Genomic DNA, 16,415 nt, shown 5'->3' on the forward strand with positions numbered 1-16,415 from the left:
CGGGAACGTAAGAATTCGCAATTCCGCGCCGCCGCAAAAGACGGTAAAGGGAACGCCAACGGTTTACATTGAATGCTAATTTCATGGAGATGCTGCGGGTGACGCTGCCCAATTTCATCACCATCGCAAGGCTCATCGCCGTGCCGATATTCGTCTGGCTCGTGGTCGACGAGCGGGAAGCGACGGCATTCTGGGTGTTTCTGGCGGCAGGTGTTTCGGATGCCGCAGACGGTTTTATCGCGCGGCGCTTCGACCTGCGCAGCCAGCTTGGTTCGTATCTCGACCCGGTGGCGGACAAGGCGCTTCTCATCGCGGCCTTCGTTTCGCTCGGGCTTGCCGGCCTTATCCCCAGTTGGCTGGTGATCGCAGCCGTCGCTCGCGACTTCCTGATCATCGGTGCCGTCGTCATATCCTGGGTCATGGACCATCCGGTAACGGTCAGGCCGCTCTTCGTCAGCAAGGCGAATACGCTTGCCCAGATTACCCTGATCACGCTCGTTCTGGGGCAGGCAGCCTTCAACGTCAGCGTGGATAGGGTGGAAGGCGGTCTCGTTTGGATCACCGGCGGCTTGACGCTCATATCTGCCGCTGCGTATCTCGTTACCTGGCTGCACCACATGGCGGGTGAAGAAACATCGCTTCAGGATAATTCCGCCGCCAGCGACCACCGGAACGGAGACAAGCGACCGTGACCCTGCAACGCCAAATTTCTTTCTGGCTGCTGGCGCTGGTCGCCGCGATCGCCTTTCTTTATGTCTTCAGCCCGATCCTGTTGCCGTTTGTCGCCGGCATGGCACTCGCCTATCTTCTGGACCCGATCGCCGACCGGCTCGAGGCAATGGGCCTCAACAGGCTTGCGGCGACGGTCACCATCCTCATTTTGTTCGTGATTTTATTCATCCTTGCGCTGATCGTCATTCTGCCGATCCTGGGTAGCCAGCTTGCCGGCTTCATCGAAAACCTGCCGAAACTGATCGGCCAGCTTCAAAGCATCATTACGGAGCAGTTCGGCACCCGTCTGCAATCCGTAACCGGTATCGGCGTCAAGGATATCCAGTCGAACCTGGGTGATATCCTGAGCAAGAGCGCGAGTTGGTTCGGTGGCCTGCTTCAATCCGTCTGGAGCGGCGGGCAGGCTGTTCTCTCCATCATCTCGTTGTTCGTCATCACGCCTGTCGTCGCATTCTACCTTCTCCTCGACTGGGACAGGATGGTGGCGAAGATCGACGACTGGCTGCCGCGCGACCACAGGGATGTCATTCACAGGTTGGCCCGGGAAATGGACGGCGCCGTGGCCGGCTTCGTCCGAGGCCAGTTCAGCGTGTGCCTGCTGCTCGGCATCTTCTACGCCGTCGGACTTGCAGCGGTCGGGCTCAATTTCGGACTTCTGATCGGACTTGGCGCGGGCATGGTAAGTTTCATTCCCTATGTCGGTGCGACGTTGGGCTTCGTCGTGTCTCTTGGCGTCGCGCTTGTGCAATTCTGGCCGGACTGGCACTGGATCGTGGCCGTGTTCGCTGTGTTCGCCATCGGTCAGTTCCTGGAAGGCAATATCCTCCAGCCAAGGCTCGTAGGGCGCAGTGTCGGGCTGCATCCCGTCTGGCTCATGTTCGCGCTCTTCGCTTTCGGGTATCTTTTCGGCTTCGTCGGGCTGCTTGTCGCAGTTCCGGTCTCGGCCATGATTGCCGTTCTGGTGCGCTTCGCCCTTGAGCAATACAGGTCCAGCCCGCTCTACAGGGGTACCGGAAGCCCACCGAATAAATGGGAGGAGGACGATGGCTGATCCGATCGGCGCCGGCCAGATCCCCTTGGACCTGCCATACGAAGAAGCGCTAGGCCGCGACGATTTCCTGATCGGCGCCTCCAATCGCGCCGCTTTCGAACTGATCGACCGCTGGCCGGACTGGCCGTCCGACGTCGTGTTGCTTGCCGGGCCGATCGGCGCGGGCAAGACCCATCTCGTCGAAATCTGGCGTGAACTTTCCGGCGCCCGCAAGGTGGCGGCCGCCGATCTCCACCTGACGGAGCCATCCGCGCTTGCCGCGCAAGGTGCGGTCGCGGTGGAGGATGCCCACGCGGGGTTCGACGAAAAGGCGATGTTCCACCTTTTGAACACCTGTCGTCAGTCGGGAGCGCATGTACTCATCACCAGCCGTACATGGCCGCAAAGCTGGAAGTTGACCGTGCCGGACCTTGCCTCCCGCTTGCGCGCGGCAACGCCCGTGGAGATCGAGGAACCGGATGATGACCTCCTGCGCCGACTTCTGGTGAAACTCTTCGCGGACCGTCAGATCATGGTCGACCCGGCCGTGATCGAGTTCCTTGTGGTGCGCATGGAACGCTCGCTCGCGGTTGCCGGTCGGCTGGTCAACCTGCTTGATCGCATGTCTCTTGCCGACCGGAAGAAAATCACGCGTCCGCTTGCCGGAAAGTGCCTGGAAATGCTGTCATCATCATCTGAATGACGGGGCAGGCGGCATAAACGGGCGGGCTAAGGGTTTTGCCACAGCTTCGCTGGTAATGAAAATCCGTCATAGTCGCAGGATAGGGTCGGGCTTATACCGATCCCGGAGTTCGTGAAATGACCGAAACGACAGAAGCGCCCGCAAAACCTAAGCGCATGGAGGCAACGGAAAACCAGCCGGTCGCCGTGCTGCCCAAACGCCTCGACGCCGCGGAAGCGCTTGCCGGGCAGCCCGAGCGTTTCATGAACCGCGAGCTTTCCTGGCTGCAGTTCAACCACCGGGTCCTGGAAGAATCGGAAAACGGATCCCATCCGATGCTCGAGCGGCTGCGCTTCCTGTCGATCTCGGCGAACAACCTTGATGAATTTTTCATGGTTCGCGTGGCGGGCCTGCGGGGCCAGCAGCGTGCGGATGTCGCGACACGCTCCGAAGACGGGCTGACGCCGACCGGGCAGCTTGAAAAGATCGGCCAGGCCGCACAGCGCCTGCAGAGCGAGCAGCAGCGGTGCTGGCGTTCCCTCAAGGAGAAGCTTTCGGAGACAGGCATCGTCATCGTCGACGGACCCGATCTCAGGAAGGCGGAAATGGCCTGGCTGGAGGACCATTTCCTGTCGCATATCTTTCCGGTGCTGACGCCCCTTGCCATCGACCCGGCCCATCCTTTCCCGTTCATCCCGAACCTGGGATTTTCGCTCGTCCTGGAACTTGCGGCAGCTAAGGGCGGACGCGGAATGACGGCGCTGTTGCGCATGCCGGTGCAGCTCGACCGGTTCGTGCAACTCCCGTCCCAGAAAAACAAGGAAGAGGTTCAGCGCTTCATCACGATCGAAAATGCCATCGGGCTTTTCATCTCGAGACTGTTTCCCGGCTACGAGGTGCGCGGCAAGGGCGTCTTCCGCGTGATCCGCGATTCCGATATCGAGATCGAGGAAGAGGCCGAAGATCTGGTTCGGCTTTTTGAATCCGCGCTAAAGCGGCGGCGCCGCGGCTCGGTCATCCGCCTGGAGATCGAAAAATCGACGCCCAAGGCGCTCAGGGAATTCGTTGCGGAGGCGCTGAACGTTCAAGATGACGAGATCTTCCTGGTTGACGGGCTTCTGGCGCTCAACAACCTTTCCCAGCTTGTCAGCATCGACCGGGACGATCTCAAGTTCCATCCTTTCTCGGCGCGTTTTCCGGAGCGTATCCGCGAACATGGCGGAGACTGCTTCTCGGCGATCCAGCAAAAGGACATCGTCGTCCACCACCCGTATGAGTCCTTTGACGTGGTGGTCCAGTTCCTGCGGCAGGCAGCACAGGACCCGGACGTCGTGGCGATCAAGCAGACGCTCTACCGCACCTCGAACGATTCCCCCATCGTGAAGGCGCTCGCCGAAGCCGCGGAGGCCGGGAAATCCGTAACCGCGCTTGTGGAGCTTAAGGCCCGCTTCGACGAGGAGGCGAATATCCGCTGGGCGCGGGACCTCGAACGTGCGGGCGTACAGGTCGTCTTCGGGTTCCTGGAGCTCAAGACGCATGCGAAGCTTTCCATGGTCGTTCGCCGCGAACACGGGGAGCTCAAGACCTACTGCCATATCGGTACGGGCAACTATCACCCGATCACGGCGCGGATCTACACGGACCTTTCGTTCTTTACCGCGGACGAGGTGATCGCGCGGGACGTGGCAAAGATTTTCAACTTCATCACCGGTTACGCCGAGCCGGCCGGCCTTGAGCGGCTCATGGTTTCTCCGATTACGTTGCGGAGCGATATCCTCAGGCTCATTCGTGAAGAAGCTAAACACGCGAAAGCCAAACGCCCGGCGCAAATCTGGATGAAGATGAATTCGCTGGTCGATCCGGAGATCATCGACGCCCTTTACGAGGCAAGCCAGGCGGGTGTGGAAATCGACCTTGTCGTGCGAGGCATATGCTGCCTGAGGCCCGGAATTCCGGGGCTTTCGGAAAACATCCGGGCCAAGTCCATCGTTGGGCGTTTTCTGGAGCACAGCCGTATTTTCTGTTTCGGCAACGGCTATGGGCTTCCCTCTGCGAAAGCTCTCGTCTATATCGGCTCCGCCGACCTGATGCCGCGCAACATCGACAGGCGTGTGGAAACATTGGCGCCGCTGCTAACCCCTACCGTTCACGAGCAGGTTCTGGAGCAGATCATGGTGGCCAACCTGAAGGACAACCAGCAAAGCTGGCGTTTGCTGCCGGATGGCGGACATGTAAGGATCACGCCCGCCAAAGGCGAAGAACCGTTTAACGCGCATGAGTATTTCATGACGAACCCTTCGCTCTCGGGACGCGGCAAGTCGCTGAAGAGCCATTCTCCGAAGTCGATCCTGGAGCCGCAGAAGCGTGGCTGATGAAGCCGAAAGGGAAACGCCCGTGCGCGGCCGCCTGAACGGGACCGGTCCCGTCGCTGTCATCGACATCGGCTCGAACTCGGTACGCCTTGTCGTCTACGAGCGGCTGTCCAGGGCGCCGACCACGTTGTTCAACGAAAAGGTGCTGGCGGGACTTGGGCGCGGTGTCGGCAAGACAGGCAGGCTTGCGAACGAGTCCGTGGCGCTGGCGCTTTCCACGCTGGTCCGCTTTCGACGCATATGCGACCAGTCGGACGTGAAGGACCTGCACGTTCTTGCGACAGCGGCTGCGCGCGACGCGGAAAACGGCGCGGAGTTCATTGCCGATGCGGAACGCATCTGCGGAGTGAAGGTCAAGGTTCTTTCGGGAAAGGACGAAGCGCGGCTTTCCGCCTGTGGCATCATGTCCGGCATCTGGCATCCCTCCGGTATCGTTGGAGATCTGGGTGGCGGCAGCCTTGAACTCGTCGAGGTGGACGGGGAAACGGTAGGACGCGGAAAGACGCTGCCGCTCGGAGGTATACGCCTTCAGGAAACGGCAGACGGCAAACCCGCCAAGGCGCAGAAGATTGCGGACGAATACCTCCAGAAGATCGACTGGCTGTCAGGAGGCGAGGGGAAGGATTTTTACGCGGTCGGCGGCACATGGCGCTCGCTCGGGCGGCTGCACCTTTTTCAGGAAGGCTATCCGCTTCACGTGATGCACGACTATTCGATCGCGCTCGAGGAGGCTATCGACTTTTGCCAGATGGTGGTGCGCCGCGACATCGATTCGATCGATTGCATCGAGGTGGTCTCGAAAGCGCGGCGGCCCCTGCTTGCTTTCGGCGCGGCGGTGATGGAGCGCACGCTGAAGCGGATGAAACCGCGCAGGGTCGTGTTTTCGGCGCTTGGCGTGCGCGAAGGCCTGCTATTCGACCTGATGACGCCTGAGGCGCGGGCCATGGATCCGCTGGTGGAAGCCGCACGCGAACTTTCCCTGCTCAGATCGCGTTCTCCAGCTTATGCCGAAGAGCTTATCGACTGGACGGGCAGGCTCTTTTCCGCAACCGGTATCGATGAAACGGATGAGGAAAAGCGCCTCCGCGAGGCAAGCTGCCTGCTATCGGATATCGGCTGGCGAGCGCATCCGGATTACCGGGGCGAACAAAGCCTCAATATCATCTCGAATGCCGGTTTCGTCGGGGTCGACCATGCCGGGCGAGCCTATCTGGCGCTTGCGGTCTACTATCGCCACCAGGGCCTCATCGACGATGCGTTGAGCCCCCGCATTCGCGAACTCGCCAATTCGCGCATCAAGGAAAGGGCGAGGATCCTCGGCGCCGCGTTGCGTGTTGCATCGGTCATCACCGCGTCGGTTGAAGGTATCCTTCCCAGGACCGAAGTCGTGATAGACGGGGATTCCGCCATGCTGCGGCTTTCCGGCGAACTCGCCGATCTCGACGGCGAGCGGTTGCGCAAGCGCATGGGGCAGTTTGCCAAGCTCGTTGGCATGAAAGGGATTGTCCTGCCGCTGCCGTAAAGGGCGATTCGGGCAGGGGCATCGAAACTATTCCGCCGCCAATTGCGACTTGCCCCGGCCCTGACGCCGTTTGCGTTTTGGCGAAGGCTTTTCGGCGATATCGGCGGTTTGAGGCACGGCGACGACACGCCGCCCGTTGAAGGCAAGCGCGATTTCGCCCGTCTTGAGCTTCAGCGCCGTTTCGCCGAAAAGCTCACGCCGCCAGCCTTTGAGTGCCGCAACGTCGGCTTCATCGTCGGCGGCGATGCGCTCAAGATCTTCAACCGTTGCAATGACCTTTGCCGCAACGCCATGCTCTTCGCTAACGAGCTTCAGGAGGACCTTCAGCAAGTCCACCGCCGCAGCCGAACCGTCAGGCGCCGGACGCCCCTTCGGCAAGGTGGGAAGCTGGTCCTTGGGAATCGCCAGCGCGCGTCTGACCGCCGACAGGATATCATCCGCCGAGCGCGAACGCTCGAACCCTCGAGGGATTGTGCGCAGTACACCAAGGGCATTGGCGTTTTTCGGTTGCTGGGTGGCGATCTCATAGATCGCGTCGTCCTTGAGCACACGGTTGCGCGGAACGTCGCGCGTCTGCGCTTCGCGCTCGCGCCACGCGGCAAGCTCCTGAAGTACCGCCAGTTCGATAGGCTTTCGCACACGAAGTTTCAGGCGCTGCCAGGCCTTTTCCGGATCGGTGCGATAAGTCGCCTCCGATGTCAGGACCTCCATTTCGTCGCCTACCCAGTGGCTGCGATCCTGCTCGGCGAGATTGACCTGCAGAAAACGGTAGACCTCGCGCAGGTGTGTGACATCCGCAAGCGCGTATTCAAGCTGCTTTTCGCTCAAAGGTCTGCGCGACCAGTCCGTAAAACGCGAGGACTTGTCGATCCGAGCGCCCGTAATCTTCTGAACCAGCTGGTCATAGGAGATAGAATCGCCAAAGCCGCAGACCATTGCCGCGACCTGCGTGTCGAAAACGGGGTGCGGGATAAATCCGCCGCGATGATAGACGATCTCGATATCCTGCCGCGCGGCATGGAAAACCTTCGTCACCGCCTCGTTTTTCATCAATTCGAAGAATGGCTTGAGGTCCAGGTCGCCAGACAGCGCGTCCACGATGACGGCTTCTTCCGGCGAAGCCATCTGAATGACGCAAAGCTTCGGCCAGAAAGTGGTTTCGCGAAGGAATTCCGTATCGACCGTGATGAAGGCGTGCTCTGACAGACGTTCGCAGACAGCAGCCAGTTCTGAGGTTCTTGTGATTACTTTCATGGTGATCGCGAGATATACCTCAGCTTCGCCCATTTGTCGCCACGAAACCGCCGGAGTGCAACCATCTTCCTTTCAACTCTTCGTCGAAGGTCGCGTTTCGGTCCGGACGGAGTGCAAAAAGTGCGCTTGATCGCATGGTGGATACAGCGACGATTCCTGCGCGAGGGGTTGCCAATGACCCGTTCACCCGAAATCGAAGCCGGCAATGGCCGTCGGAAAACGGCCGACGACGACTTTCGCCGTCCGAAGGGCACTTGCTTGTGAACAGGATGCAAGACTGATAAATCGCTGTCCCGAATCCCCGCGCCTTCCGCCTCCACCCGGGGGCTTGGGCAGGGCCGAATCTTGACTTTGCCGGCGTGACATGGCTTGTCCACCCGGCGCGCATGGCGCGCGGAAAGAACGAATTCAATTTCTGACACTCTGTCGAGGACACTTATGCATCGCTATCGCAGCCACACGTGCGGAGATCTGCGCGAAACCCATGTGGGTGAAACCGCTCGCCTTTCCGGCTGGGTTCATCGGGTGCGCGATCATGGCGGCCTGTTGTTCATCGACCTGCGCGACGACTACGGGATTACGCAGTGCGTGGTCGACCCGGATTCGGCCGCCTTCGCTCTCGCCGAGACGGTGCGAGCGGAATGGTGCCTGCGCATCGACGGCGATGTGAAGAAACGCTCCGATGAGACGATCAATACAAACCTGCCGACGGGACACATCGAGATCTTCATTCGCGATCTCGAGGTCCTTGGCGCGGCAAAGGAACTGCCGCTGCCCGTCTTCGGCGAGCCTGAGTACCCGGAAGATGTGCGTCTAACGTATCGTTTTCTGGACCTTCGCAGGGAAACGCTGCACAAGAACATCAAGATTCGCTCGCAGGTCATCGCCTCCATCCGCAAGCGGATGTCCGATGTCGGCTTTACCGAATACCAGACCCCGATCCTCACGGCTTCATCACCTGAGGGCGCGCGCGACTTCCTGGTGCCTTCGCGGCTGCATCCGGGCAAGTTCTACGCGTTGCCGCAGGCGCCGCAGCAGTTCAAGCAGCTGCTGATGATGTCGGGCTTCGACCGCTATTTCCAGATAGCGCCCTGCTTCCGCGACGAGGACCCTCGCGCCGACCGCTTGCCGGGTGAGTTCTACCAGCTCGACCTTGAAATGAGCTTCGTCGAGCAGGAAGACGTCTTCCAGGCGATGGAGCCGGTTCTACGCGACCTCTTCATGGAATTTTCGGGCGGCAAGCCCGTTACCGAAACATTCCCGCGCATTCCCTATGCGGAGGCGCTTCGCAAATACGGCACCGACAAGCCGGATCTGCGCAACCCGATCGAAATGCAAGGCGTCAGCAAGCATTTCGCCGGTTCCGGCTTCAAGATCTTCGCGCGCATGCTGGAAGGCGATTCGCATAACGAAATCTGGGCATTGCCGGCACGTGGCGGCGGCAGTCGCGCCTTTTGCGACCGCATGAACTCCTGGGCGCAGGGCGAAGGCCAGCCGGGCCTTGGCTACATATTCTGGCGCAAGGAAGGAGAGCATCTGGAAGGGGCGGGCCCGATCGCCAAGAACATCGGACCCGAACGTACGGAGGAGATTCGCCTCCAGCTCGGCCTTGGCGATGGCGATGCCGCTTTCTTCATCGCAGGCGAGCCGAAGAAATTCGTAGACTTCGCCGGCAAGGCACGCATCAAGGTCGGTGAGGACCTGAACCTGATCGACCGCGACCGCTACGAGCTTGCATGGATCATCGATTTTCCGATGTACGAGTGGGACGAGGACGAAAAGAAAGTCGAGTTCTCCCACAATCCCTTCTCCATGCCGCAGGGCGGCTATGACGGACTGACTTCCACCGATCCGCTGGAACTCAAGGCCTATCAATACGATATGGTCTGCAATGGTTATGAGATCGCCTCGGGTGCGATCAGAAACCACAGCCCCGAAACGATGAAGAAAGCCTTCGCCATCGCCGGCTACGATGAGAAGACGCTTGAGGACAAGTTCGGCGGAATGTACCGGGCTTTCCAGTACGGCGCTCCGCCGCATGGCGGTATGGCGGCGGGTATCGACCGGATCGTCATGCTGATTGTCGGCGCGATAAACCTGCGCGAGGTGACGTTGTTCCCGATGAACCAGCAGGCGCATGACCTGCTGATGGGAGCACCGTCGGAGGCGACGCCGAAGCAGTTGCGCGAGTTGCATATCCGTCTCAATCTTCCGGAAAACGGCTGAATACCGGGGCCGGTGGATTGCCAGTACGGATGAAAACAGGCTATGGGCGTTTGACCTGCCGGTCGGACGCCCGCTTGCGTAACGGCCATGGAAGATGATGTTGCGTCGAGACGAATTATCGTCAATGGACGTTGCCGGAGCGCTTTCGTGATAGGAAACCGCTCCCAGATCAATGCCTTGAGCGTATCCATGCTGCCAAAACAGGTTCGGATTTTGCGGGATACGTTCAAGGGCCGGTTGTCGCCAGGGGTGAATTCGTGCTGAAACGTTTCCTGGCCCGCTTGGTTGAAGATCCGGATGGCGCTCCGGCCCTGATCGGCCGCCTCGTTTCCGAAAACGCTCGGGCTTATGTTCCCCAATACATGCTGGCATTCGTCTTCATGGGTCTCGTCGCCGCGACGACGGCGGCTACGGCCTGGATCATGAAGGATGTGGTGAACGAGGTCTTCATCAATCGTGAAATCACGATGGTTTATGCCATCGCAGCGGCGGTCGTCGTCATATTCGTCGTCAAGGGGGCTGCCACCTACGGTCAGACGCTGCTGCTCCAGCGCATCGGCAACAACATGATCGCCAATCTGCAGCGGCGGATCTACCAACATGTCGTTCAGCAGGGGCTGACGTATTTCGACGAAACCTCTTTCGGCGATATCGGCACGCGCCTTTCCCATAACTCGCGCGCTGCGCGCGCCGCGCTGGAAATGGTCATCACGAGCCTTGGGCGCGATGTCTTCACCCTCATCGGCCTGCTTTTCGTGATGATCGCCCAGGACCCTGTCATGAGCGTTATCGCGCTTGTGATCATGCCGCCGGTGATCATCCTGGTGACGAAGCTGGTGCGCAGGGTCCGAAAGGTCGCCAAATCGCAATTCGTTTCGATGACCGACATTTTGTCCCTGGTGAAAGAGACCGCAAGCGGCATACGGATCGTGAAGGCCTTCGGGGTGGAAGGGTTCCTCAAGGAGCGGATGGACAAGGCGATCGGCGACGTCGAAGTTCAATCGAACAAGATTGCCAGGCTGACCGCGCGGACTTCACCGATCATGGAAACGCTGGGCGGACTGGCTGTCGCCGGGATCATCCTCTACGGCGGATATAGCGTAATCGAACTCGACAAGGACCCCGGCGGCTTTTTCGCGTTCATTACGGCGCTGCTTCTTTCCTACGAGCCGGCCAAACGGCTTGCGAGGTTGAACGTCGCACTGAGCAACCAGCTAGTCGGGGTGCGGCTGATGTATGAGCTGCTCGATCGTCCTGTCGTCCTTCGCGACAAGCCGGATGCGCGTAATTTCACGGTCGAAAGGGGCGAAGTGGCTTTTGAAAATATCGTTTTCCGCTACAAGGACGCGCCGGCGCTGACCGGATTTTCGATGGTTGCCCCACCCGGAAAGGTAACGGCGCTCGTCGGTGCGTCGGGGGCCGGCAAGTCGACGGCTTTTTCCCTGCTCGAGCGCTTTTACGATGTTGAAAGCGGGTCGATTTCCATCGATGGGATCGATATTCGGGATGTGACACTGGCATCCCTGCGCGACAACATCGCGCTTGTGAACCAGGATACATTCCTTTTCGACCTCAGTATCCGCGACAACATCGCGCTTGGCCGAACTGATGCAAGCGAAGCTGAAATCATGGAGGCTGCAAAAGCGGCCAATGCCCATGGTTTCATCATGGAACTGCCCGGCGGTTACGGTGCGTCGGCCGGTGAGGGCGGCTTGCAACTGTCCGGCGGTCAGAGGCAACGCATCGCCATCGCGAGGGCCATGCTTCGCGATGCGCCGATACTGCTGCTGGACGAAGCGACGTCGGCACTGGATGCGGAAGCGGAAGCGAAAATCCAGTCGGCGCTGTCACGCCTGATGGCGGGCCGCACGACGCTGGTTATCGCTCACCGGCTTGCGACGGTTCGCGACGCCGACAAGATCGTTGTCCTCGACCGGGGAAAGGTGGTGGAGGAGGGAACCCACGACGAACTCTTCGCCGCAGACGGGATTTACCGCAGGCTTTGCGATCTGCAGTTCCGCACGCCCGACGCGGCGGCGTAAGTAAAGCCTGTCGGGCGTTTTCGATAGCTTCTACTTCGCGGCAGTGATTGTCGCGCCCAGTGTCTGGGGCAATTGGCCGGGCGCGGTTGCCAGCATCCCGATGACCTGGGCAAGGGGAACCGGTGCGTCCGGCCTGATGGAAAGCTCGATCCTCTTCTGATTTGTCAGGAACGTCTTCACCGCTTCGCGAAGGTCGCGCCCGAAGCTGGTATCGGCCGCAGGCCCGAGTGCATTTTGCGCCTGGTCCGCAAGGCCGAGCGCGAGGGTATCGGCGGACTGATTCGCCTTTTCAGCTTCCTTCGTTATCATTGCCGCAACCACGGTCGCGTCGGAAATTTCAATTGTCCCGCTCTTGATCGTCGCCGTGGCAAGAGCGACTTGCGCCTGATCCGGCCTTTCGAAAACAAGACGCGGTATCCCGCCGATCACGAGGTCTGCGCGAGCCTTTATTCCATCCTTCATAACGAACGAGAGGCGTTCGAGCGACAAATCCTGCGTTTCTTCATTCCAGTTGATGTGCAGTTCGTCATCATAGATAACCTGCTCAATCCCCATCCCTTCCAGCAGGGCGCGCGCGTCTTGATCCTCGAGAAGGGATACCGGGAAGGAAAGCTTGTCCGTTCTGCTCGACACATCTGTCGGGATAGGATCGATAAATCCGGATGCCGAAAGGCGATAATTCTCGAGCGAGATGTGTTCCGCAATTTCGGGTGCCGATATGTCAAGGCCCTCGATTTCAAGTCCCCCAAGCCGCGGGATGATCGGAAGAATATCGTAAAGCTCTGGCTCTTGCCCTCCAGCACTTGCGACCGCGAGGTCGACATATCTGGGAAGCTCCGCAAGACGCAAGTCCGACAGTTCAAAGCGGTTCAGGCCAAAGGAAACCATATCCGGACCCTTGAAGGAGACGCCGCGTATGAACGCGCGCTCAACCCCTTCGTAGGATAGTCCCAGTCCGCCCATGCTTTCTATGACGCCATTGATATTCATCGCTTCCACGGCAACGGCGTTGATATCGAGACGGGCAAGGGTCATGCCGCCAAGGATCGCCAGACCGTCGCGGGCCTTGGCGATCAGTTCCTCTTCGCTCGCGTTCTCCAGTTCACCGAGCGCGAGCGAATCGAGAAACCCACCGAGATCGAATGCGCCTGCGTCCGGATCGAGTGAGAAACCATCCATCTCGATCTTCTGGATCGCGGCTTTTCCTTCATGGAAAGAGACGGAGATCTCGTTGATTTCCGACGCCTCGAGCATTGTTCCCCCGAAATCGGCGCCAGCAGCGGGCAGAATGGAGAACGCGCGCAAAATCGGCTTGATGTCCAATCCACGACTGATGGAATTCTTCGCTTCCTGGCGGATCGTCATATCGATGGCTTCCGCACCATCGCCGACGGAAAACGTTTGCTCGGAAATGAAACTCCCGATGCTATAGGACTCAACGTGCCCATTCGATATGCCGACACTGCGAATGTCTTCGTATCGATCGTAGCCTTGAGAGCCGTCGGGCATTTCCCTGCTGAGGATCTCCACGCTGGCGGAGCTTGCCTCCGCACCGCGGATGGCGACCGCCCAGCGAAGCCATTCGAAATACTTCGAAATAGGTTTGCTTGGATCGTCCTGAATTTGCGGAAATGCGGGCAGAAAATAATCCGTGGAAACGGTATCGGTCTGTTTGATCACAATGTTGAAGGGGTAGGATTTGTCGACCGTTTCACCACCTCCCGTTTCGACTATGGTGCCCTTGGCCTCGACCTCCGCCGTTCCCGGCGCTTCCCACCGCCCTATCGTCACGCCCTCGGAGGCCGCTTCGAGACCGCTCAGGATTGTTTCGGGAAGTCTGATCGTTATCGCTGCATCGAAGCTTCCGCCTTCCGGCAATTCGAAGCCGAGGGGAAAAACGATTTCCGCCCCGATCAATGCGGCTCCGTCGGGGCCGCGTTCCTCAAGACGTTCGTATGTTGCCGTCTTTGCCCCGAGGCCGCGTAACGTTTCGAACCATTGACCGATCGTATCGGTCGCCGGATTGGCGAGTGAGGCGGCGCTCTCGACCGTCAGGAACAGGAGCGATAGCGCGACCGTGGTCTTGGCATTCCCGTAAGGTATCGTCATGGCGCCGGGCTTTCGGTGTATTGCATATCTGAACGAAAAAAGGGGGCCGCATCGTGCCCCCTTGGAAATCGCTGCTACTGGCTCTGGTTTGCCTGGATATCCACACTGAGGATATCGGGCAGGGTTTGCGGTGCGATCATCGCCGCGCCGATAATCTGCGCGACAGGCACCGGATTTGCCGGTGCCGCGACCGCTCTGAGCGAATTCGGCTCATTCAGGAATGTGGTAAGAGCGGTTGCGACCTTATCTTGAAACTGCGGATTGTTGAGGATCGAGAGCAACAGCGGCAGAGCGCCCGTCAACTGTCCCACGAATGCAGCGCGATCCGTACCCGCTTCGGCAGCTTGCATGTCGAGCACACGTTCGATTACGGATTTGTTCTGCAGGTCGATCGAAAGGTGCTCGATTGAAAGTCCCTGGAGCAGCCCCATTGCTTCCTGAGCGTTGCCCTGCGCCTTGTCGAGCTTTTCCACCAGGTCGCGAGTGACGCCGTTGATCCTGGCGGAAAGGGAAAGATCGGCAACATTTTCTCCGGATATGGAAATCCTCTCCATGTTGAGCCTGCCATCGTCAGGCGTCCATTTGCCGACACCGTGAACCGCGAGGCTCACTTCCTCATAGCCGAGGTCGGTGAGCATCTTCTTTCCGTCATCGTCCAGTTCGTCGCGCGAAAGTTTGAGGCCGCGCATGGAGATTGTTCCCGCGGTCGGCAAATCCCCGTCCATCGCATCCACGGTCACTTTGATCTGTTCGATCGGAACGACACCTTGGTCATCCGTCTGGATTTCGATGCCGTTGACTTCGGCCGAGCGATAAAGCGGAGCGACGGCGTTGCTCGTGCCTGCCTTGGATACCTCCTCGGGTGAGGGCAATACCGTGTCCGTCGTTTTGAGGCCCTGAACGGTCAGGCCGCCATCATCGGCTTCGATAGTGATTGTGGTCATTTCAAGCAAACCGACGGACAGCCGATCATTGTCGAGTACGCTCGCATTCCGCAACATGGTTTGCCCGACAACCAGTTTTGCGGCCTTTTCATTTTCCCTGATGTCGACCGACAGATCGTTGATTTGAATACCGTCTCCATCTTGCGAAACGGATCCGATGCCGCTTACGGTGGCTCCACCTGCTTCAACCGTTTTCAGGAAGTGATCGGCAGTCGCATTTCCGGTAGGGTCAAAGGCCAGCGCCGGCCAGCTGAAGGCAACGCCGCAGGCCAGTGTAACAGCGAGGGCGCGATTTCTCAGTCTGAATTGCATCATTGCAGCTCCATGAATATGGCCTCGATTGTTGACCGCTCCCTGCCTGCGGCCACTTACGATGCGACAGGAATGCGACCGCGACAAGCCGTCGGCCGCCATTTGATTGGCCGACTTCCGGTCGGCGCATGGGATCTTCTTGCGGCGCACCCGGCTAGTCGGCCTCACGCCATGATTTAGCGGCGGCTTCCACATCGGCCAGCGTCGGAAGGCTTGCCTCATTGCCCAAATACCGGATCGAGTGCGTAGAGGCGGCCCGCGCGAATCGGAAATGCTCCGCCCAGCTGCGGTCGGGCGCTGCAAGGTAGGAGTACACATATGCTCCATGAAAAATGTCGCCGGCGCCATTCGTATCGACGATTTGGTCCGCGGGCACGAAGAGCGAGGGGAGGAACTGGATGGCGCCGCTTCCTTCGAACCAATGGATTCCACGCTCGCCGAGCGTGACCCCTCCGACCTTGCAGCCTTTCGAACGTAGAAATTCAAGCGTATGGGTTGGAGTTTCGCCCAGCTTCTCGCAGAACAGCTCCGAGACGACAGCTATATCTATAAATTCCAGGATTTCCATGGTGTTATCGCGGATAGTTCCACCATCCAGTGAAGTCAAGATCCCCGCATTCCGACATTTTTTTGCATAGTGAAGCGCAGCGTCCGGCATGTGCCCGTCGAGATGAAGCGCCCTGCATCCTGTAAGGTTCAATTCCTGAAAGGGGTGCAGGAAATTATTGTCCCGGCAACGTACGATGGCGCGCTTTCCTTCTTTCGGCATGATGAAGGAAAGCGATGATTCGTGGACCTTGCGGCCGTGAATCGAGATGCCGTATTTCGCGGCCATGTCGAGAAACATGCGTGACAGCCAGTCGTCGGCCTGCGAGCACATCAAATCCGGATGGATTCCGAGTTTTGCACAGGCGAAGGCTGCCGTAACGGCGTTGCCGCCGAAGCTGATTGCGTAATCCTCGGCGATCGCTTTTTCATCGCCTACCGGTAACTGATCCGTCAAAAATGTGACGTCTATATACGCTTGGCCTATGAACAGGGCTTGCATCGGATGGCGACTCCGGCAGATTCGTTGGGTGAATTCGCTTGTCCGTCATACGAGTATCCGTTTGAGGGGGAAGAGGCAAAAACCTTTCGGGACCACGCGGCGTTCAGTCCGCATTTACTATCTTTAGGGATACTTTGCGCGA

General features: G+C 59.2%; 11 protein-coding genes. 7 read left to right on the forward strand and 4 right to left on the reverse strand.

From position 1 onward, the window contains the following. Window positions 1-83: 83 nt before the first annotated feature. The 5 genes from GR183_RS06215 to GR183_RS06235 all read left to right on the forward strand — a co-directional run bounded on the left by GR183_RS06215 (window position 84) and on the right by GR183_RS06235 (window position 6,338). The gene (locus GR183_RS06215) at window positions 84-692 is read left to right on the forward strand and encodes a CDP-alcohol phosphatidyltransferase family protein (protein WP_202395855.1); all 609 of its coding nucleotides are present in this window, start codon (window positions 84-86) and stop codon (window positions 690-692) included. Continuing rightward, window positions 689-1,783: an AI-2E family transporter gene (locus GR183_RS06220; protein ID WP_160774709.1), complete on the forward strand. Its 1,095-nt coding sequence runs from the start codon at window positions 689-691 to the stop codon at window positions 1,781-1,783. Before GR183_RS06215 ends, GR183_RS06220 begins: the two co-directional genes overlap by 4 nt. Continuing rightward, a complete protein-coding gene (locus GR183_RS06225) occupies window positions 1,776-2,465 on the forward strand; it encodes an HdaA/DnaA family protein (RefSeq protein ID WP_160774710.1) in 690 nt (229 codons plus the stop codon). The genes GR183_RS06220 and GR183_RS06225 overlap by 8 nt, the downstream gene beginning before the upstream one ends. 116 nt (window positions 2,466-2,581) lie before the next feature. Further along, complete coding sequence (locus GR183_RS06230; RefSeq protein ID WP_160774711.1) at window positions 2,582-4,816, forward strand: RNA degradosome polyphosphate kinase; 2,235 nt, start codon at window positions 2,582-2,584, stop codon at window positions 4,814-4,816. Next, window positions 4,809-6,338 (forward strand): Ppx/GppA family phosphatase, encoded by a 1,530-nt coding sequence (locus GR183_RS06235; protein WP_160774712.1) that lies wholly within the window; start codon window positions 4,809-4,811, stop codon window positions 6,336-6,338. Before GR183_RS06230 ends, GR183_RS06235 begins: the two co-directional genes overlap by 8 nt. A 27-nt stretch (window positions 6,339-6,365) precedes the next feature. Here the strand turns inward: GR183_RS06235 and rnd are convergent, their stop codons facing one another. After that, window positions 6,366-7,592, reverse strand: a complete 1,227-nt coding sequence (gene rnd / locus GR183_RS06240; protein WP_160774713.1) for a ribonuclease D — start codon at window positions 7,590-7,592, stop codon at window positions 6,366-6,368. 438 nt (window positions 7,593-8,030) lie between these two features. Here rnd and aspS point away from each other — a divergent pair, with 438 nt between their 5' ends. Next, entirely contained in the window at window positions 8,031-9,818 is a 1,788-nt protein-coding gene (gene aspS / locus GR183_RS06245) for an aspartate--tRNA ligase (RefSeq protein WP_160774714.1), read from the forward strand. A 257-nt stretch (window positions 9,819-10,075) separates the two neighbouring features. After that, complete coding sequence (locus GR183_RS06250; protein ID WP_312846784.1) at window positions 10,076-11,860, forward strand: ABC transporter ATP-binding protein; 1,785 nt, start codon at window positions 10,076-10,078, stop codon at window positions 11,858-11,860. A gap of 30 nt (window positions 11,861-11,890) precedes the next feature. On the opposite strand, the gene GR183_RS06255 is transcribed toward GR183_RS06250, so the two are convergent. From GR183_RS06255 to GR183_RS06265, 3 genes are all read right to left on the reverse strand, one after another. Further along, entirely contained in the window at window positions 11,891-13,969 is a 2,079-nt protein-coding gene (locus tag GR183_RS06255; RefSeq protein ID WP_160774715.1) for an aq_1923 C-terminal domain, read from the reverse strand. A gap of 74 nt (window positions 13,970-14,043) precedes the next feature. Beyond that, window positions 14,044-15,447, reverse strand: coding sequence for an aq_1923 C-terminal domain (locus GR183_RS22390; protein WP_512700719.1), 1,404 nt, complete (start codon window positions 15,445-15,447; stop codon window positions 14,044-14,046). Then, the gene (locus GR183_RS06265) at window positions 15,380-16,273 is read right to left on the reverse strand and encodes a sugar kinase (protein ID WP_160774717.1); all 894 of its coding nucleotides are present in this window, start codon (window positions 16,271-16,273) and stop codon (window positions 15,380-15,382) included. Before GR183_RS06265 ends, GR183_RS22390 begins: the two co-directional genes overlap by 68 nt. Window positions 16,274-16,415 lie beyond the last annotated feature (142 nt).

Origin of the sequence: Stappia sediminis (genome assembly GCF_009826895.1) — a bacterium.
Taxonomy (GTDB): Bacteria; Pseudomonadota; Alphaproteobacteria; order Rhizobiales; family Stappiaceae; genus Hongsoonwoonella; species Hongsoonwoonella sediminis.